At 60.8% G+C, this 19,013-nt stretch carries 19 protein-coding genes and 3 pseudogenes; 14 read left to right on the forward strand and 8 right to left on the reverse strand.

The genetic code is table 11. The features are described from left to right. Positions 1-6: 6 nt before the first annotated feature. The 14 genes and pseudogenes from A4R29_RS31480 to A4R29_RS34735 all read left to right on the forward strand — a co-directional run bounded on the left by A4R29_RS31480 (position 7) and on the right by A4R29_RS34735 (position 11,132). Positions 7-1,257 carry an extracellular solute-binding protein gene (locus A4R29_RS31480; protein ID WP_063173980.1) on the forward strand — a complete coding sequence of 417 codons (1,251 nt, stop codon included), beginning with the start codon at positions 7-9 and terminating at the stop codon, positions 1,255-1,257. 1 nt (position 1,258) lies between these two features. Beyond that, positions 1,259-2,194: a carbohydrate ABC transporter permease gene (locus tag A4R29_RS31485; protein WP_027161988.1), complete on the forward strand. Its 936-nt coding sequence runs from the start codon at positions 1,259-1,261 to the stop codon at positions 2,192-2,194. 59 nt (positions 2,195-2,253) lie between these two features. Continuing rightward, positions 2,254-3,039 (forward strand): carbohydrate ABC transporter permease, encoded by a 786-nt coding sequence (locus tag A4R29_RS31490; protein ID WP_420891096.1) that lies wholly within the window; start codon positions 2,254-2,256, stop codon positions 3,037-3,039. Between the two features lie 31 nt (positions 3,040-3,070). After that, positions 3,071-4,003, forward strand: a complete 933-nt coding sequence (kce, locus tag A4R29_RS31495; RefSeq protein WP_063173982.1) for a 3,5-dioxohexanoate:acetyl-CoA acetone transferase — start codon at positions 3,071-3,073, stop codon at positions 4,001-4,003. Between the two features lie 11 nt (positions 4,004-4,014). Next, positions 4,015-5,100, forward strand: a complete 1,086-nt coding sequence (locus A4R29_RS31500) for an ABC transporter ATP-binding protein (protein WP_063173983.1) — start codon at positions 4,015-4,017, stop codon at positions 5,098-5,100. Then, positions 5,061-6,462: pseudogene (locus A4R29_RS33725) on the forward strand (response regulator); the annotation flags it as partial. The gene A4R29_RS31500 and the pseudogene A4R29_RS33725, both read left to right, overlap by 40 nt. Before the next feature lie 424 nt (positions 6,463-6,886). Continuing rightward, positions 6,887-7,435 carry a hypothetical protein gene (locus tag A4R29_RS31520; protein ID WP_224673393.1) on the forward strand — a complete coding sequence of 183 codons (549 nt, stop codon included), beginning with the start codon at positions 6,887-6,889 and terminating at the stop codon, positions 7,433-7,435. Beyond that, positions 7,432-8,130 (forward strand): hypothetical protein, encoded by a 699-nt coding sequence (locus tag A4R29_RS31525; protein ID WP_063173987.1) that lies wholly within the window; start codon positions 7,432-7,434, stop codon positions 8,128-8,130. Before A4R29_RS31520 ends, A4R29_RS31525 begins: the two co-directional genes overlap by 4 nt. A 181-nt stretch (positions 8,131-8,311) precedes the next feature. After that, positions 8,312-9,520, forward strand: coding sequence for a glycosyltransferase family 9 protein (locus A4R29_RS31530; RefSeq protein ID WP_063173988.1), 1,209 nt, complete (start codon positions 8,312-8,314; stop codon positions 9,518-9,520). A gap of 200 nt (positions 9,521-9,720) precedes the next feature. After that, complete coding sequence (locus tag A4R29_RS31535; protein WP_063173989.1) at positions 9,721-10,038, forward strand: ArsR/SmtB family transcription factor; 318 nt, start codon at positions 9,721-9,723, stop codon at positions 10,036-10,038. Continuing rightward, positions 10,035-10,175, forward strand: a pseudogene (locus A4R29_RS35230) (ATPase); the annotation flags it as partial. The gene A4R29_RS31535 and the pseudogene A4R29_RS35230, both read left to right, overlap by 4 nt. Continuing rightward, positions 10,171-10,624 (forward strand): annotated as a pseudogene (locus tag A4R29_RS34375) (IS1 family transposase); the annotation flags it as partial. The pseudogenes A4R29_RS35230 and A4R29_RS34375, both read left to right, overlap by 5 nt. 75 nt (positions 10,625-10,699) lie before the next feature. Continuing rightward, positions 10,700-10,828, forward strand: a complete 129-nt coding sequence (locus A4R29_RS35415; protein ID WP_276327774.1) for a hypothetical protein — start codon at positions 10,700-10,702, stop codon at positions 10,826-10,828. Between the two features lie 40 nt (positions 10,829-10,868). Next, positions 10,869-11,132, forward strand: coding sequence for a DUF6894 family protein (locus A4R29_RS34735; RefSeq protein WP_063173990.1), 264 nt, complete (start codon positions 10,869-10,871; stop codon positions 11,130-11,132). 150 nt (positions 11,133-11,282) lie between these two features. Here A4R29_RS34735 and A4R29_RS31545 read toward each other — a convergent pair whose 3' ends face one another. The 8 genes from A4R29_RS31545 to A4R29_RS31580 all read right to left on the reverse strand — a co-directional run bounded on the left by A4R29_RS31545 (position 11,283) and on the right by A4R29_RS31580 (position 18,842). After that, a complete protein-coding gene (locus tag A4R29_RS31545) occupies positions 11,283-12,026 on the reverse strand; it encodes an amino acid ABC transporter ATP-binding protein (RefSeq protein ID WP_063173991.1) in 744 nt (247 codons plus the stop codon). Next, entirely contained in the window at positions 12,023-12,997 is a 975-nt protein-coding gene (locus tag A4R29_RS31550; RefSeq protein ID WP_013525195.1) for an amino acid ABC transporter permease, read from the reverse strand. Before A4R29_RS31550 ends, A4R29_RS31545 begins: the two co-directional genes overlap by 4 nt. Before the next feature lie 59 nt (positions 12,998-13,056). After that, complete coding sequence (locus A4R29_RS31555) at positions 13,057-13,890, reverse strand: transporter substrate-binding domain-containing protein (protein WP_063173992.1); 834 nt, start codon at positions 13,888-13,890, stop codon at positions 13,057-13,059. Between the two features lie 131 nt (positions 13,891-14,021). Then, a complete protein-coding gene (locus A4R29_RS31560) occupies positions 14,022-14,408 on the reverse strand; it encodes a carboxymuconolactone decarboxylase family protein (protein ID WP_063173993.1) in 387 nt (128 codons plus the stop codon). Further along, positions 14,401-15,231 carry an alpha/beta fold hydrolase gene (locus A4R29_RS31565; RefSeq protein WP_063173994.1) on the reverse strand — a complete coding sequence of 277 codons (831 nt, stop codon included), beginning with the start codon at positions 15,229-15,231 and terminating at the stop codon, positions 14,401-14,403. The genes A4R29_RS31560 and A4R29_RS31565 overlap by 8 nt, the downstream gene beginning before the upstream one ends. After that, positions 15,231-16,304: an LLM class flavin-dependent oxidoreductase gene (locus tag A4R29_RS31570; protein ID WP_063173995.1), complete on the reverse strand. Its 1,074-nt coding sequence runs from the start codon at positions 16,302-16,304 to the stop codon at positions 15,231-15,233. The genes A4R29_RS31565 and A4R29_RS31570 overlap by 1 nt, the downstream gene beginning before the upstream one ends. 37 nt (positions 16,305-16,341) lie before the next feature. Then, positions 16,342-17,853, reverse strand: a complete 1,512-nt coding sequence (locus A4R29_RS31575) for an aldehyde dehydrogenase (RefSeq protein WP_063173996.1) — start codon at positions 17,851-17,853, stop codon at positions 16,342-16,344. Continuing rightward, positions 17,850-18,842 (reverse strand): flavin reductase, encoded by a 993-nt coding sequence (locus tag A4R29_RS31580; protein ID WP_063173997.1) that lies wholly within the window; start codon positions 18,840-18,842, stop codon positions 17,850-17,852. Before A4R29_RS31580 ends, A4R29_RS31575 begins: the two co-directional genes overlap by 4 nt. Positions 18,843-19,013 lie beyond the last annotated feature (171 nt).

Raw genomic sequence — 19,013 nt, forward strand, 5'->3', positions numbered from 1 at the left:
TGCAACATGAGCAGGAGAAGGATTGGGCTGGCCCTCGCGGCCGCGTCTTTCGCATGGGGATTGGCAGCCAGCGTAGCGCATGCCACCGACATCTCGTTCTGGACCTGGCGCCAGGAAGACAAGGCCGCCTACAACGAACTTTTCGCCGATTTCACCAAGGCCAACCCGGACATCCATGTGAAGTTCGAGTCCTTCCCGGACGAGAACTATCCGACCATCGTCTCGACGGCCCTGGCCGCCGGCAAGGGTGGCGACGTCATCCACACCCACGCCTATGGCTGGCTCGAGCAGTTCGTGAAGGCCGGCTATTTCGAGCCGCAGGATCTGACCACGGTGCCTTCACTCGCTAACCAGCCCGCCGATGCGCTAGTGGCCGGCACCTACCGCGCCGATAAGAAGGTTTATTCCCTGCCCTTCGCCTCGCAGACGCTCGGCCTGTTCATCAACAAGGACGTCTTCGCCAAGACCGGGTTGACCCCGCCGACCACATGGAATGAGTTCATAACCGTCAGCAAGGCGCTGAAGGACAAGGGTATTTATCCCCTCGCCAACGGCATGGGCACAAGCTGGTTCAACGAGATGTTCGTCGCCATCTTCACCAACCCGTTCCTTGGCCAGGATTTTGTCAGCGACCTGACGTCGGGCAAGACCAACTTCAAGGACCCGCGCTATGTCGCCGCACTCGGCAAGCTGCTCGAACTGCGCGACTACATGCCGCCCGGTTTCGAAGGCATCGACTACGACACCGCCGGCCAGCTGTTCATCAGCGGCAAGGCGGCGATGCTGGCCGGCGGCAGCTTCGACATCGCCACCTACAGGAGCCAGAACCCTGCCATCAACATGGACTTCGTCGCCCCGCCCATGGCCAAGGCCGGCGATACGCCGCAGGTGACCAAGTTCTTCGACGGCGGCTATGCCGTCAACGCCAAGTCGGCCAACAAGGAGGCTGCGCTGAAGCTGGTCAACTGGATGGGCACCAAGGAGTTCGGCGACAAGTTCTCCGCGCTGCTCGGCAACATCTCGCCGATCAAGGGCGTCGTCATCAAGGACGAGCTTCTCGCCCATGTCGCCAAGTTGAACGAAACCGCCATGCCGCATATCAATGTCGTCTACTTCCGTTTCGAGAAGCCGACGGGATCGGAGCTGCTGCAGGGCGACATCACCAAGCTGATGTCGGGTTCGATCACCCCGGACCAGCTGGCCGCCGACCTGACCAGCGGCCTCGCCAAATGGTACAAGCCTTTCCAGGGCAAGTGACATGAACAGCGGCCGGCGCCACACCACAAAAGCCTTTCCGTGGCGCCGGTCACTCTGGATCGCGTCCCTGCTGACACCGGCCCTGGTGGTCATGGTGCTGTTCGTGCTCTGGCCGCTGCTCTCAGCCTTCCGCCTTGCCTTCTATGAGTTCAACGGCTTGCAGCCGACCGGATTCATCGGCTTCGAAAACTTCCGCAAGGTGCTGTTTGAACAGCCTTACAGCGACTGGACCTGGAATGCGCTGAAGCACAACATCATCGCCTTCGTGGCGCTGATGGTGTTCGAGAACGGCACCGCCTTCCTGCTCGCCTATGCCTTGCTGAAGGCGCTGCCCGGCCACCGTATCCACCAGGTCATCGTCTTTCTTCCGGTCGTGCTGTCGGCGGTCATCGTCGGCTTCCTGTGGAAACTGTTCCTGCATCCGCTGTTCGGCCTGGTGAACCAGACGCTGGCGCTGGTCGGCATCGGCGCCATACCGTGGCTCGGCAACGAACACACCGCACTCGGCAGCGTCCTGTTCGCCAACGTCTGGCACTGGCTCGGCTTCCCCACCCTGGTGCTGCTCGCCGGCATGCAGCGCGTCAGCAAGGAAGTCATCGAGGCTGCCCGTCTCGACGGCGCCGGCGACTATGTGCTGATGACCAGGATTATCTGGCCGCTGATTGCGCCGAGCGTCACCATCGTCACCATCCTGACCTTCATCGGCAGCTTCAACTGGTTCGAAATCCCCTATGTCATGGCTGGCCTCACCGGTTCGCCCGGCGGCGCGACAGATGTGCTCGGCCTCTATTTCTACCGCACCGCCTTCGGCTCGACGACGACCGGCATCCAGGATTTCGGCCAGGGCAGCGCGCTGGCCGTGATGATGTTCATCATCGTTGCAGGCGTCACTGCAATCGCGCTTCGCTACCTGCGCCGTCGCGAGATCGAGCTGTGAGCGCGACAGCCCGCACCGGGCAACCCGCCGAGTTGCTGAAGAATGGCGCCATCCAGCTGATGCTGGCGATCAACGCCGTCATCATGATCTATCCGCTGTTCGTCATGGTGATGTCGTCCTTCAAGACCAACGCCGAGATCTTCTCCTCGCCCTTCGCCCTGCCGGCGCACTTTTCGCTGGCCAATGCCGAACGGGTGTGGAGCGAAACCAATTTCGTCCGCTACCTCGCCAATTCCGTCGGCATCACCATGGCCGCGGTGGCGCTGATCCTCCTGTTCAGCACCATGGCCGCCTATGCGATTGCCCGCTACCAGTTCAGGCTGAGCGCGCTGGTGCTGATGTTTTTCCTGAGCGGCATGACGGTGCCGCTGAAACTGGCGATCATTCCGCTGTTCATCCAGCTGGATTCGCTTGGGCTGGTCGACAGCTATGCCGGCCTGGTGCTGGTCTATGTCGCCATGGGCATTCCTTCGGCGGTGTTCATCATGACCGGCTTCCTCCGGACCTTGCCGCGCGAACTGGAAGAGTCCGCACGCATGGACGGCGCCAGCGAATTTCGCATCATGCGCTCGATCATGTTGCCGTTGGCGCGCCCGGCCCTGGTCATCGTCGCCATCCAGAACGCCGTGCCGATCTGGAACGACTTCTTCTTCCCGCTGGTGCTGATCACCTCGGACAATCTCAAGACGCTGCCGCAGGGCCTCACCGTCTTCGTCGGCGAGTTCACCACCGACTGGGGCGTGATGTTCACCGGGCTCACTCTGGCGGCGCTGCCGATAACGCTGCTCTACATCGTGCTGTCGAAGCAGTTCATCTCCGGCATCACCCAAGGCGCGGTGAAATAGACTGCGGTCAAATAGACGAGGAAATCTTCAAGTGGCGAACCAGAACAAGATCATCATCACCTGCGCGGTTACCGGCTCGATCCACACGCCGTCCATGTCGCCGCATCTGCCGGTGAGCGCCCAAGAGATTGCCGATGCCGCGATCGGCGCGGCCGAGGCCGGCGCTGCCATCGTCCACCTGCATGCGCGCAACCCCGCCGATGGCCGGCCCGACCAATCGACCGAGGCCTTCGCGCCCTTCCTGAAGGTGATCAAGCAACGCTCGGACTGCGTGATCAACATCACCACGGGCGGCGCCGCGACAATGAGCGTCGAGGAGCGCGTCAAGCCGGCGGCGACCTTTGCGCCGGAAGTTGCATCGCTCAACATGGGCTCGATGAATTTCGGCCTCTACCCAATGCTGGAGCGCTTCAAGACCTTCGAGCATGACTGGGAACGCCCCTATCTCGAAGGCTCGCGCGACCGCATCTTCCGCAACACCTTTGGCGACATCGAGCACATCCTGCGCACCTGCGCGCAAAACGGCACGCGTTTCGAGATCGAGTGCTACGACATCGGCCACCTCTACACGCTCGCCCATTTCGTTGAGCGCGGCCTGGTCAAGGCGCCGTTCTTCGTCCAGAGCGTGTTCGGCATATTGGGCGGCATCGGCACCCATCCGGAAGATGTCGCGCATATGAGGCGCACCGCCGACCGGCTGTTTGGACAGGACTACCACTGGTCGGTGCTGGGCGCCGGCCGCAGCCAGCTGCCGATCGCCACCCAGGCCTTTGCGCTCGGCGGCAATGTGCGCGTCGGGCTGGAGGACTCGCTCTGGATCGGCAAGGGCCAACTGGCGAAATCCAATGCCGAGCAGGTGCGCAAGGTACGCCAGATCATCGAAGGGCTTGGCGCTTCGGTGGCCACCCCTGACGAGGCACGCCAGATCTTGCAGCTCAAGGGCGGCGACAAGGTCTCTTTCTAAGGAAAATACCAATGAGTGCGCTCACCATATCAGGTGTCGATAAGGCCTATGGCAAGGCGAAGGTCATCCACGGCGTGTCCGTCGACATCGCGTCGGGCGAATTCGTCATCCTGGTTGGCCCGTCCGGTTGCGGCAAGTCGACCTTGCTCAGGATGATCGCCGGCCTGGAAGACATCAGCGCCGGCGAGATCGCGCTCGAAGGCAAGGTTATCAACGATGTCGCGCCGAAATCGCGCGATATCGCCATGGTCTTCCAGAACTATGCGCTCTACCCGCACATGACGGTGCGTGAGAACATGGCCTTCGCACTGACGCTGAAGAAGATCGATAAAAGCGAGATCGACGCCAAGATTGCGCGTGCCGCGACGATCCTCGGACTGCAGGACTTGCTGGATCGTTATCCGCGCCAGCTTTCCGGCGGGCAGCGCCAGCGTGTCGCCATGGGCCGCGCTATCGTGCGCGACCCGAAGGTGTTTCTGTTCGACGAGCCACTCTCCAACCTCGACGCCAAGCTGCGCGTGCAGATGCGCGCCGAAATCAAGGCGCTGCACCAGCGCCTGGGAACCACCATCGTCTACGTCACCCACGACCAGGTCGAAGCCATGACCATGGCCGACAAGATCGTCGTCATGAATGGCGGCATCGTCGAACAGGTCGGCGCCCCGCTCGATCTCTACGACCGGCCGGCCAATCTGTTCGTTGCCCAGTTCATCGGCTCGCCGTCGATGAACATCCTGGACGGCCGCACCACTACGGACGGTTTTGTCGCCAGCGACGGCACGGTATTTCCGCTGCCTGCGTTGGGACAGGGCGAAAGTGCGCTTGCCTGGGGCATCCGGCCCGAACATCTCAAGCTCTCAGACAGCGGCGTGCCGGCGGTGGTCGAAGTGGTCGAGCCGACCGGCGCGGAAACCCTTGTCATGGCCAAAGCCGGCAACAACACGCTGAGCGCGTTGCTGCGCGAGCGGATTTCCGTGATGCCGGGCCAGAAGGTTTTCCTGGCGCCGGACCTCACCCAGTTGCATCTGTTCAACGCCAAGGGTCAGCGCATTATGCGGGTGCGGAACGCATCAAGGGTTATTCGGCAGATGAAATAATCGGCAGGCACTTTTCGCAATTCTATACTCTCGAGGACCGTGAGCGGGGCAGTCCGCAAAGTGCCCTGGAGATCGCCGCCCGTGAAGGGCGAGTTGAGCGCGAAGGCTGGCGTATACGCAAAGACGGCACTGCGTTCTGGTCCCACGTGGTCATCGACGCCATTCGGCACGAGGATGGCGAACTCCTGGGGTTCGCGAAGATCACACGCGACATTACGGAGCGGAAGAAGGCGCAGGAGTCCCTGGATCAGGCCCGTCAGGCCCTTTTCCACTCCCAAAAAATGGATGCGATCGGCAAACTGACGGGCGGCGTCGCCCACGATTTCAACAATTTGCTGATGGCGATTCTGGGTAGTCTCGAGCTGCTCCGCAAACGGCTTCCCGACGATCCACAATTGCTGCGTCTTCTCGACAACGCGGTGCTCGGGGGCGCGACGGGGAGCATCCTTGACGCAGCGCATGCTGGCTTTTGCCCGGCGGCAGCAACTCGATCCAAAGCCTGTCGATTTGATAGGGCTCATAGACGGAATGAAGGATCTCTTGGAACGATCGCTGGGCTCAAGGGCGATCATAGAGACGAAATTTCCGCTCTCGCTCGATCATGTAATGATCGATGAAAGTCAGATCGAACTTGCCTTGCTCAATCTGTGTGTCAACGCCAGGGACGCCATGCCTGATGGTGGGACGATCATCATTTCCGCCCGGATGGAACAGGTCGGCGAAAGCAATGGTGCTGGCTTGGCTCCCGGCCATTATGTCTGCCTCTCGGTAGCAGACGCTGGCGAAGGAATGGACGAAGAAACGCTGGCTCGGGCGACGGAACCGTTCTTCACCACAAAAGGCGTTGGCAAAGGTACGGGTCTCGGTCTGTCCATGGTGCATGGGATGACAGAGCAAATGGGCGGGTGCCTAGTGCTCAAGAGCTCCAGGGGAACCGGAACCACAGCGGAACTATGGCTGCCGATCGCAACCGCGAGCTCGGAATTCGCGCGCGGGCCGGATGTTCTTGCCGAGGAAGCCATTGAGACGGCGTCGCTGCGGATTCTGGCAGTGGATGACGATGCGCTGGTCCTTTTGAATACCGCGGCAATGCTCGAGGATCTCGGCCATACTGTCGCGGAGGCGCATTCTGCGGCGGCAGCCCTCAGGTTGCTGGAGGAGCAGCCGTTCGACCTCGTCATAACGGATCATGCTATGCCGAAGATGACGGGCCTGCAGCTATCGAATACGATCAAAGTCCAGTGGCCGAACGTACCCGTCATTATAGCAACGGGCTACGCCGAACTCCCGGGGACTCGCGACATCAAAATTCTCAGCAAGCCGTTTACGGAAAAGGAGCTAGCGAGCGCGATAACATCTGTTCGCTTTATTTGGGCCGCCGGCCCGGCTAATGTTCCGTCGAGCCAAACGAAATACCGTCGCTCACGGTTGCTTGACTCCGGCCTGACTGCAACAATATCCCGACTGTGGCGCTCTGGCCTTGCACGATCGCCATCGCGGCGGGTTGATCCATTTACCTGGGGTCTACCGCCAGCCGCGCAACCTTGCATAATGCGGGCAAACTCACTTCCAACTGCAGAGTTACACTATGATGCCAATCTACATCGGGTACGACCCACGCGAAGCCCGAGTCCTCGAGGTGGCGCGATGGAGCGCCTTCCGCCGGACAAGCACGCCGTTGCAGATCCACCCACTGGTGCTCAAAGACCTTGAAGCCCAAGGAATCATGAAGCGACCGATGGAGGTACGTGACGGTAGGCTCTGGTGCCCGATCTCCGAGGCACCGATGGCGACCGAGTTTGCCATATCGCGCTTTGCCGTTCCGTTTATGCGGCAAGGCGGCTGGGCCATGTTCTGCGATTGTGACGTTCTTTTTCTGCAGGATCCCGTCAAGCTGCTCGACCTGGTCGATCCTTCCTACGCGATCATGGCGGTTAAGCACCGGCAACGCGAGTCTGAAGCCGTCAAGATGGACGGACAAACGCAGACGTTCTATCGGCGCAAGAACTGGTCGTCGGTCGTTTTGTGGAATCTAGATCATCCCGCCAACAAACGACTGACGAACGAAATGCTTAATACGTGGCCCGGACGTGACCTCCACGCCTTCAAATGGCTCGAGGATCATGAGATCGGGGAGTTGCCTCTGGCATGGAACTACCTCGTAGGGGCGTCGGCTTCCGAACTCGACCCCGCCGAGGTGTCGCTGGCGCACTACACGCTCGGCGGTCCCTGGTTTGCCGGTTGGTCGGGCGCCACACAATGGGACGAATTGTGGAGCCGAGAAGAAAGCATTCTGCGTGCGTTTGAGGAAAATGCGGTTCAGATCCCCGCATGAAACCTCCGCTTTCGGATCTCTTGCCCGTGCTCTCAAAGCCCATCCTCCGCTTGCCCAGGCTCACGGGTCCCGCCTTGGTCATGGGATCGGCGCCGAATTTTCGCCTCCCGTACGGACATGATGCCGGTTGGGCGCTTGTAACCGTCAACGCTTCCCAGATTTTGGCGGAAACCTTTGGCCTCGCCGCTCCTGATATGGCGCTGATGCGTCGCGGCATTCTGGTTGGCCAAGGTGAGCAGGACTTCTACAAGCGTGACTTGCTAAAAGGGCGGCAGGCAAAGCATCTGATCGTCCCGATCTGGCCTGACGTGGAGGACAAGCTGAAAGCCGGCTGTCGCACCTTCGATTATCGTTACGAGACCTTGCAGGCGCTTACCAGGTGGCAGCTTGCCAACATCGTCTGGCGGCTTAGCGGCAAATTTCACGTATCCCGCGGCTGGCACCGGAACATCTCCACGGGGGCTTTCGCTGTCATGCTTGCGCGTTTCGCCGGCTTCGCTCCGGTTGTGGTCAGCGGGTTTTCCCTGTCTCAGGCCGGACATGGATACGATAGCCGAAACGCCTTCCGATATCATGCCGACGAAGATGCGGATTTGCTTCGGCGGGTGGCGAGAAGAGGCGAGCCCATCTACGCGGAAGATAGAGACTTCGCCAGAGAAAGCGGATTGCCGCTTTGGCAGGGACAGACGCCATGACCACGGCATCCGCAGACCGACAGGCCCCGGTTCCGCTCCTCCCAGGCAGCGAGCGCTGCGTGGGATTGCCTTTTTGTTTGTGGAACAAACGAGAGGTGCATGGGTCGGAGGTTCCAAGGCTGCCGATCCATCGATCACCACAAGCGGCACATGAGCTCTCTTGGACGTTTGTGCGCGCCCAATGACCAACATCCTGCCCCATCGTTTTGACGTGCTGAATATCTCGATGGCTGATCGGCTGGCTGTCAAATCCATTCTGGTTATCCAGGCGAAGTACATCGGGGACGTCATTCTGACCTCGGCGCTTATGCGAAATCTGCGCGTCGCCTACCCACACGCCATCATGGCCATGCTTTGCGCTCCTGGCCTGCGAGACTTGGTGGTCAGCCAGGGTATCGCAGACATAGCCATCGGATTCGACCCTCGAGGTGGTGGTAGAAGCCTAACCAGGCGCTTGAAGGAATATTCAAGCTTGGTCGCTGAGCTCCGCCGCCGAAAATTCGATCTCACCATCGATCTGACCGATTCGAAGACATCGAGGATGCTACACAAGCTGATCGGCGCCCCAATGCGCGTCGGATACGATCCCCCCGAAGTGCCTCTAAAATCTTGGGAAAGTCAGCCTGCCAATATATTTGCTGAAACCTTCGGCCAGGGAGGCGCGCATTACCTGTACCGATATCTTTCGCCGCTGAGAGCGCTCGGGATAACGTCGAGTGAAGTGACACCGAGGCTTGAGCCCACATCCATCGGACGAGGCGCTTCGACCCAGATTCTGGTTCAGAGCAATCTGAATGCAAAAGCTTTCGTCGCGGTGCACGCCGGAGCAAGGTTCGAAGGGCGGTGCTGGCAACCTGAACGGTTCGCCGCAGTGATCGATGAGGTTTATGAAACGACGGGCCTGCGGTCACTGCTGATTGGCGGACCTGACGAGAGCGCAATCGCGCAACGTATCCTGAGTGTGGCGGTCTCCCCGTTGGCAAGCGTTGTTGGCAAAGCCTCGCTTGAGACACTAACAGCATTGCTTGCGGACGCGTTTATCTTCCTGGGAAACGAGAGCGGCCCAATGCACTTGGCCGCATCGGTCGGAACTCCAGTTGTGGGCCTCTACGGGCTCACTCCCCCAGATGTCTGGGGGCCAGTTGGCGTGCCTTACCGCACGGTTGAGCCGCCATTGCCTTGCCAGTGTGTTGCTCCCCATTTGTGCAAACCCAACAACCCGGGCGGCGTCTACTGCGTGCACCGATTGCCCGTTGCCAAGGTCGCTCAAGCAACACATGAGTTGATAGAGGCGGTGAGACAACAGGGGAATGCATCCGTCAATTCACCTTCTCCCGGCGGCGACGCGCTGATCCTCCCATCGGCTCAGGATCGGAGCCGGTTGCAGTAATGACCTCGGCATGGGCTGTCCGGGTCCTTGGCAAGATCGTCCTGCAACGCTCTCATCGGCTCGCGCTTTTGCATGCGCCGCGGCTCGCCCGGGAGGCGCGACGAGACCGGGCCGCCAAGGCGGCTTAATCAGAGTCAACGGGCCGCCCGTCGACTACTCCAAGGTTGACATGGAAGGCCCGTCGATTTAAGTTCGCGTTAGTGGCCACTAACGCGAACTACTGGACTGCGCTCGGAGATTCGACGAGACGAACGATCTTCGAACTGTTGCTCGAACAGCCTTGTTCGGTCAGCGGACTTGCTCGTGCGCTGCCTGTAACCAGACCAGCGGTCTCTCAGCACCTGAAGGTACTCAAGGAGGCCGGGCTTGTTGCCGACACGCGCTCGGGCAAGGAAAGCATATATCGTATCGATCCCGGCGGCCTGGCAAGTCTGCGCGCGGAAGTCGATCAGTTCTGGAGCAAGACCCTGGCGGGCTACAAACTAGTCGTCGAGCCTCCAAAGAAGGACCAGGTATGAGCAAGCATCCTGCTACCGAGCCTGTAAGGCACTCCGTCGTCGTCGAGGCATCTATGGCGCGTGCCTTCAAGGTCTTCACCGAGGATTTCGGCAGGTTCAAACCTCGCGAGCACAATCTTCTCGCAGTGCCCATTTCTAGAGGCCGTTGAAGGTACCTTCGGCGGCGACATCGACTACGCCATGCTGATCGCGCTCTATGGGGCTTCGCCTGACAGTGCCAAGGGCCGTTACAGCCCTGCCGAATGCACTGATGCGCGGAAAGAATGGATCGAAGGCAATCCAGACATCAAGCACGTCAGCACGTCATTTGCAGAGCGCCAGAACCTTACCATGCGGATGCACATGCGCCGCTTCACGCGCCTGACAAATGGCTTTTCCAAAAAGGTGGAGGCTCACGCCAACGCCGTGGCGCTTCACTTCATGTACTACAATTTTGGCCGTATCCATGCGACCTCTGACCCCGGCAATGGCCGCTGGCGTGACTGGCAAACTTTGGGAGTTTGGCGATATCGTGGCCCTGATCGAAGCGAAGGAATCCGAGAAGCCGGCGGTGCGCGGCTCCTATAAGAAGCGCGCGTTCGCCTGACAGACCCCACCGAAGGGTTGCCCACTGCCGATTGATGTTGGTATCAAGACAGACCGATGAACCAGGGTCTTTACTATGGACGAATACGATAATCAGAAGGGCGCGAAGCCAGAGGATGTGCGCGCCGCCTTAAATGGCTGGGCGTTTTTTGCGGCTGCAACGCTTGCAATCTTCGGCGTGGCCTACGCCCTGATTGAGATGTAGTAGCAATGAAACATTTCTGAGGGTTCGCGATTAGGGCTAAATGGCCCGCTTCTTCTTCGATCTAGTCGACAATGGAACCTCATACCCGGACACGGAAGGCACAGACCTTCCAACCCTAGCTTCTGCCGAAGATGAGGCAGCAAGGGCGTTGCTCGAAATAGCCAAGGACCAGATGCCGAACGGCACATTCCGCCAAGTCGCATTGCAAGTTCATGCCGGTACAACCGCGTCGCTGTTTGTGGTAAAAGCGACGTTCGAGCTAATCCGCAACGAGCCTTATCCCGATCAGCAAGTGGGAGCCTAACCATCTTGCTGTTGAAAGCGCCCGACGCTTTCAGATGCGAGCGGCGGCACGGGTGGAGACTTGCGCTCCACCATAGCAGAGACCGTCCGCATTATCGCTGAATAACTGACCCACTACCCTCACCGCCATTGGCTTGGCAAAATGTGCGTATCAGTGCTTCAGTATCTGGCTGAGAAACAGCTTGGTGCGATCGTGCTGAGGATTGCCGAAGAAGCTGTCCGGCTTGCCTTCCTCGACTATCTGGCCGGCATCCATGAAGATGACGCGGTCGGCCACCGCCCGTGCAAAGCCCATTTCATGAGTGACGCAAACCATAGTCATGCCGTCGCGCGCTAGCCCGGTCATCGTATCGAGCACTTCCGACACCATTTCCGGGTCGAGTGCCGATGTCGGCTCATCGAACAGCATTACCGCCGGCTTCATGCACAGGCTTCGCGCAATGGCGACGCGCTGCTGCTGGCCGCCCGACAGCTGGACCGGGAATTTGTTCGCCTGTTCGGGAATGCGCACGCGCTCCAGGAACTGCAGCGCGGTCTTGCGTGCCTCGGCGGCGGAAACGCCCTTGACCCACATCGGGCCGGCCATGCAGTTCATCAGCACGGTCAGATGCGGAAACAGGTTGAAGTGCTGGAACACCATGCCGACATTGCTGCGCACGTCGGCGACGTTCTTCATCTTTGGGTGAAGATGGATGCCGTTGACGGCGATGTCGCCCTCCTGGTGCGATTCGAGGCGATTGAAGCAGCGGATCAGTGTCGACTTTCCGGAGCCGGACGGACCACAGATGACGATGCGTTCGCCTTTGTGGACCGTCAGATTGATGTCCTTCAGGGCATGGAACTGGCCGTACCATTTGGAGACGGCTCTGGCTTCAATGATGGTTTCAGCGCTCATCGCACCTTGCTCCGGGCATAGTGCCGTTCGATGCGGGACTGGATCAGCTCGAGGCAGATCGACAGCATCCAGTAGATGAGAGACGCCGAAATCAGCATCTCCATGTGCTGGAAGGTCTTCTGACCCAGCGTGCGGGCAAGGAACATCAGTTCCCAGACGCCGATGACCGAGACCAGCGAACTGTCCTTGAGCATGGAAATGAACTGGTTGCCGGTCGGCGGAATGATGACCGGAAGCGCCTGCGGCAGTATGATCCGGCGCATGGTCAGCGAAAAGCCAAAACCCATCGAGCGCGATGCTTCCCATTGACCACGGTCGATGCTCTGGATTCCCGATCGGAAAATTTCGGTCATGTAGGCGCCGTAGCACAGCGAGAGCGCCAGGATGCCGGCGGGAACCGCACCGACCACGAAGCCCAGTTGCGGCAGACCGAGATAGATCAGATAAACCTGCATCAGGAGCGGCAGGCCGCGAAAGAACGAAGTGTAGAAGCTTGCGATGGCGTAGGCGAAGCCGTTGGTGGACAGCTTGGCTACGGCACCCAGTATGGCGATCAGGGAGGCGATGATGATGGAGATGGCCGAGACGTAGAGCGTGGTCACCACGCCCTGGGAAATCAGGAATGGCAGCTTTTCCCGGATGAAGGGCAGGCTGAGATGAAAGGTCGCGAAGAAGGCCAGGAAGAGCAGCAGCAGTTCGAACCAGACGATGGCGATCTGGACACGCAGCGAGGCGAAGCCGATCAGGACGACATTGAGGACGAACAGAAGCGCGATCACGAAGGCGATGGCAAACCGACCATAGAGGCCGCTCTGCGACGGTTCGCCGATGACCGGGCGCATCAATTCGCCGAAGCTCGTCGACGTCAGGTTGAAGGCGAGGAAGATCGCAAAGACGACGCCGAACATCGTCGCCACAAACCACGGCTTGTGCACGAGGACTTCAGCTTCGACGGTATCGGGGTAGAGCATAGCCTGTCCCTTCGAATGGTCGGCGGCCCGCACAGGCGAGCCGCCAGCGAACGTCGGAACTACTTTACGACCGAGTAGTCGACCCCGTACCATTTCCTGGAGAGCGTGCTCAGCGTTCCGTCGCCTTTCATGGCCTTCACGGCATCGGCGATCCTGGCCGAGAATTCCGGGTCACCGTGTTCGATTGCGACAGCCAGGGGCTCATAAAACACCGGATCGCCGATCTGCTTGATCGGATAACCGGCTTTCACGGCATCGACGATGCTGGGCTGCGACGAGACGACGGCATCGAGCCGAACGCCGTCACCGACCCGCAGATCGTCGAAAGCGGTGGTGGAGTTCTCGTAGGAGTGCACTTCCTTCGGGTTGAGCTTGTATTCGAATGGCGGCGCACCGGCCGCGTCGAGCGTCAGATCCTTCTTGGCATAGGCTTCGAAGGTCGATGTCGTCGTCGCGCCGACAACCTTGCCATCCAGATCGCTCAACGATTTGGCCTTGCTGTCCTTGTGAACCGCAACCGCTGCTGGCGTGTAGTAGTAGACAGCGGGAAAATCGAAGATCTCGGCGCGCTTCTTCGTCGGCGTCATCGAGCCGACATGCATGTCCCAGCGGCCGACCCAGTTGCCGGCGGTGATGATGTCCCAGCCCGGCGTCACGAACTCGACGTTGACGCCGATGCGCTTGCCGATCTCCTTGGCGACATCGATGTCGAAGCCGTCCAGCTCGTTGCTGGCATTGAGGAAGGACTGCGGCGCCCAGTTGGCGTCAGTTGCGACCTTGAGAGTTCCGGCCGCCACGACACGGTCCAGCACCGCGCCGGCCTGAGCCGGAAGCGTCGTCAATGTCAGGGCAAGCGAAGCCGCCAATGTCGCCAATTTCAGAGATGTTTTCATGTGCACCGTTCCCCTTGTTGTTGTTGCTAATTTAGAAATGAGACTGCCGTCGCCGTCTTCCGGCGAGGCAGAGGAGGTTTGCCGCGCCGATTGCTCGGAACGAAGGTAAGCCGACGGTCGCGAAACGCTTGTCATGGCGTGTCGGCCTTGGCTTCGTCGCGCACCGCACGCGCGACACGGAAGGCCTCGACACCTGCCGGAACGCCGCAATAGAGCGCGATCTGGATCAGGGCCGCCCGCAGCTCGTCGTCGCCAAGCCCGTTGCGCATCGCACCTCGAAAATGCACGCCGAATTCATGCATGCGCCCCAGTGCCGCAAGCATGCCGAGATTGAGCAGGCTGCGCTGCTTGAGATCGAGCGCGGCGTCAGTCCAGCATGTGCCCCAGCAATACTCGTTGAGCATGTCCTGGAGGGGCCTGGAGAAGTCATCGGCATTGCCGATTGCGCGGTCGACATAGTCGTCGCCCAGTACTTTGCGGCGGACTGCCTCGCCGGCTTTCTGCAATTTGCTATCCATGGCTGGTCGCCCCTGCCCGTCGTGAGTGGTCATCCAGGAAATCCGCAATCAGGCCAGCGACCGGCCCGGGCGCTTCGATCAGGATCGAATGCCGCAACCCCGGCAGGATCTCGAGCCGCGAGCCGCGGATCTGGTCGTGCATATGACGCGCCATGCGCGGGTTGGATCCCTGGTCGTCCTCCCCCGTCACGATCAGTGTCGACGACCTGATCTGGTCGAGGATGCCGCCGAAATCTGTCTCGGCCAGAACCCGGTAAGCGGCGGCGTAGCACGCAGGATCGTTCTCGGCGTCGCGCCGATGCAGCTCGGCGATCACATCCGGGTTGCGCTCCTGAAACTCCTCGGTCAGCCACCGCGAGAGCGACGCGGCATGGTGCGCACTCGGCTGGCTGGCGGTCAAAGCGGCGAGACGACGCAGAACCGCCTGCCGTTCTTCCGGCAAGCGCCCGGCGACGGTCGCCAGCAGCACCAGCTTTTGAAGCCGATCGGGATGGGTCAGTGCCAGGCGCTGGGCTATAAGGCCGCCCAGCGAGAAGCCGGCAAGATGAAAGCGCGCAAAGCCAGCATGATCGGCCAGCGCCAGCGTATCGCCGACGAAGTCATCAATCTCGTAGCGTCCCTTGATGCGCGCCGACCCGCCATGGCCACGTAGATCAAATGTGAGCACGGTGAACTGATCCGGCAGGCGAGCGACGACGCCGCTCCACGCTTCCAGATAGGAGCCGACGCCATGGATGCAGACCAGCTTCTGTGGCCCGTTCCCGTCGACACGATAGTTGAGCGCCACGTCGCCGTGAACGAAGGAACCGGTCGCCATCGCCATCAGTGCCCCACCGCGACAGCCCTGGTGCGATCCCGCGTGGCGAAGTGCGGCATGACCTCATCGACGAACAGCCTGATCGTCTTCTTCTGCAGCTCGAACGGCAGGTTGAAGGTGAGTCCCAGGCAGTACTGGTCGACGCCCGCGGCCTCATAATCCTCGAGCTTCTCGATGATCTCGCCTGGGGTGCCAAACATCAGGTTCTTGCGGATGCTCTCTGGATTGTAGTTGTCCTTGCCCTTGACGCTTTCATAAGGCACAGCCTCGGGGAAACCGTTCTTTACCGTGCCGATGTTCTGGAAGAGGTTCTCGAAGGAGCGCCCGTAGTCGATGGCGTGGCGGACCGCGACTTCCCAGTCCTCCGGGCGATCGTAGATGCAGGTGCGGCGTTGCATCATCAGGCGTGGGCGCGGCACTTCCGGATGGTCGGCGACCGCCTTGCGAAATCTTTCGCCGAGCACGGCAATCTCGGCCGCGGGCGCTGAAAGCGGCGTCGACAGGATGTTGGCACCAATGCCTACGGCCCAGTCGAATGTGCCAGGGTCACGTGCCGCCACCCAGATCGGCGGATGCGGCTTCTGCAATGGCTTGGGCACGCCCGCGGCCAGCGGAAACTTCCAATAGTGGCCGTCATGGGCATAGTCATGGGCCCACAGTTTCTTCACCGCCGGCACCAGTTCCTTGAGGTAGGCGACGCCCTCCTGCTGTGGCATGCCGCCGGCCATGCGGTCGAACTCGTATTGATAGGAGCCACGGGCTATGCCGAACTCCAGCCTGCCGCCGGTCAGGTGATCGCAAAGGGCGGCTTCGCCAGCCAGTCGGATCGGGCTCCAGTACGGCGCCACCAGCGTCGAGGTGCCAAGCCGGATCTGCTGCGTGTGCTGCGCCAGCCAGGTCAGGGTCATCAACGGATTGGGCGAGATGGTGCACTCGATGGTGTGATGCTCTGCCGTCCACAGCGTCTCGAAGCCGCCCTCGTCGGCCATGCGGGCCAGCTCGAGCAGATTGTTCTTCACCATCGCCATCGACGTTTCCGGCGAGAACCGCTCCATGGTCAGCGACACTGCAAATTTCATTCTCTTCTCCCGCAGGCTTTCGATCGGTTGGACGCGCTCAGCGCAGACGAATGACGAACGGGTCCTGCATGACCCCGGAATAATCGATCATGATGTTCTTCAGCCGCGAGAACTCCTCCATCACATCGAGGCCGCCGCGGCGGCCATAACCGCTTTCCTTGAAGCCGCCATTGGCCGACATGAAGGACGATGCGCGATAGGTGTTGATCCAGACGGTTCCGGCATCGACATTGCGGGCAAAGCGCAGCGCGCGGTCGATGTCCTTGGTCCAGATGCCGGAGGACAGTCCGTAGCGCGTGTCATTGGCGAGCGCGGTCATCTCCTCTTCCGATGAGAAAGGAACCACGCCGACAACCGGACCAAAGATCTCCTCCTGCATGAAGTCCATGTCGTTGCGGGCGTCGACCATGACGGTCGGCTCGAAATACCAGCCTTCCGCGAGCTCGGCCGACTGCGGTCTGCGGCCACCGGCCGCGATCCTCGCCCCCTGATGGACGCCCGAGGCGACGTAGCTTTCAACTTTGGCAAGTTGTGCCGACAGCGCCAGCGGACCCATGTCGGTATCGTCATTCAGGGGGTGGCCCACCCTGACCCGCCTCGCGCGCTCGACCAGCGCGTCGACGAAACGGTCATAGATACTGGCCTCGACGAAGCAGCGCGATCCGGCAACGCAGCTCTGGCCGGCGGCGGCGAAGATGCCGGAGACGACGCCGTTGACGGCATGGTCCATGTCGACATCGGCAAAGACGACCTGAGGCGATTTCCCGCCAAGCTCCATCTGGCACGAAACCAGGTTCGCCGCAGCATTTGCGGCAATGCGCCGGCCGGTGGCCGTGCTGCCAGTGAAGACGATCTTGGCGATGTCGGGATGACGCGTCAGCGCGTCGCCGGCGCTGGTGCCGGTGCCGGTCACGACATTGACGACGCCGGCGGGGAAGCCGGCTTCCATGATCAGTTCGGCCAGCGCCAGCGTCGAGGCGGTGGCGTGTTCGGACGGCTTGATGACAACGGTGTTACCGATGGCTAGGCACGGCGCCAAGGTGCCGGTGAGCAGCATCAGCGGCGAATTCCAGGGCGTGATCATGCCGACGACGCCAAGCGGCTCGCGCATGTTGAAGTTCAGCATGTCAAGCTTGTTGACGGGGATGGTGTCGCCCAGCAGCTTGTCGGCCATCCCGGCGAAATAGCTGTAGGAATCTGGCATGGCGCGCATCTGCGCCCGCATCTCCTTGAGCAGCTTGCCATTGTCGCGTGTCTCGATCAGCGCCAGCTCGTCGGCATGTTCGAACACCAGTTCCGCCAGGCGATAGACGAGCTTGCCGCGGTCGGTCTGGGTCATGCGGCGCCAAGCCGGATCGGCAAAGGCTGCCCGCGCTGAAGTGACTGCGGCATCGACATCGGATGCGTCGGCCTCGGCCAGTTCATACCAGGGCCTGGCGGTCGTTGGATCGTAGCTTGGAATATATTGCCCGCCTTTCGGTGCGACGAAACCGCCGCCGATGAACAGCTGCTGGCGGGAATTCTCGATCGATTTGACTGACGTCTTCATGGCTGTTCCTGTTCGGCGTCCTTGGGGCTTTGCATCCATGGCTTCGAACCGCCATCAATGCTGGCGAGACGCCCGCCATCGCCCGAATCCATGTAGATGCTGAAGCGCTCGTCGTGCCGCTCACGGCTGTAGCGGCGCAGCAGCGCGCGGATTTCGCGCGCCGGAATGTCTTCGTAGGGAAGGTCCGCCAGCGGAAAGAACTTGAATCCCGCGGGCAGTGTGAGGGCGGCGGAAGCGCCGGAGAGACGGGCGCGATAGATGAGGTAGCCGGGATCGCTGTCGGCGACATCAAAGACGGAATAAAGAAACGTCTCATCCGGAAGCAGCGTCAGTGCGTCGCCGCCTTCGAGCTTGAGTTCGTTTTCCGCCTTGCGGCTCTTGGCGCTGGGCAGCACCCAGCCGCCCTTGCCGTCGGCGCGCAACAGGATGTTGCCTTCGGCTTCGATCAAATAGCCGACGATCATCGAGTGGGACGCAAGCCAGCCCGGTGGCAGTGGATCCTTCACCGCGGCATAGCGTCCGCGGCAAAAGCCGAGCGGTGCCGACGGACTGGTGCCAAACGCCTGCACGGCGCCAATGAGAACGACATGGTCGCCGGCATCGACGCGGTTGTGCACGGTGCAGTCGAACCAGGTCAGGCATTCGTTGAGGATCGGCGCCCCGGTGTGGACACGGTCATGGCTGATCGAGCCGAACTTGTCGTGCGCCTTCGAGGCGAAGACCGCCGAGACGTCAGTCTGCCCCTCATGCAAAAGATTGACCGCGAAGGAGTCGGACGCGTTGAACGCGGCATAGCTGGCAGCGGCCTTGCCGACGCAAACCAGAAGCAGCGGCGGATCAAGCGAGACCGACGTGAAGGAGTTGGCCGTCATGCCGCGCGGCGTGCCATCGGCGTCACGGGTGGTGATGACTGTGACGCCGGTCACGAAGGTTCCGAATGCCCTTCTCAGTGCAATCGGATCGATCGTTGGCTGTGGGGTCGTCAGCATCTGGCCTCGTGTTCCCTCTTCGTATTGCGCGAGACGTTAGCCGCTGACCTGCAGCCGTTCTTCCTCCTGTTGATAGGAACAGCAGGCAGAGAGGCTGCTGTGTTTGCGAGCAAGGATCGCGGACAACAACGCAAACGGCAGGGAAGATACCCAAGCTGGAAACAGTCCGCA

The sequence above is a fragment of the Mesorhizobium ciceri biovar biserrulae genome (assembly GCF_001618845.1).
In the GTDB taxonomy this organism is placed as follows: Bacteria; Pseudomonadota; Alphaproteobacteria; order Rhizobiales; family Rhizobiaceae; genus Mesorhizobium; species Mesorhizobium ciceri.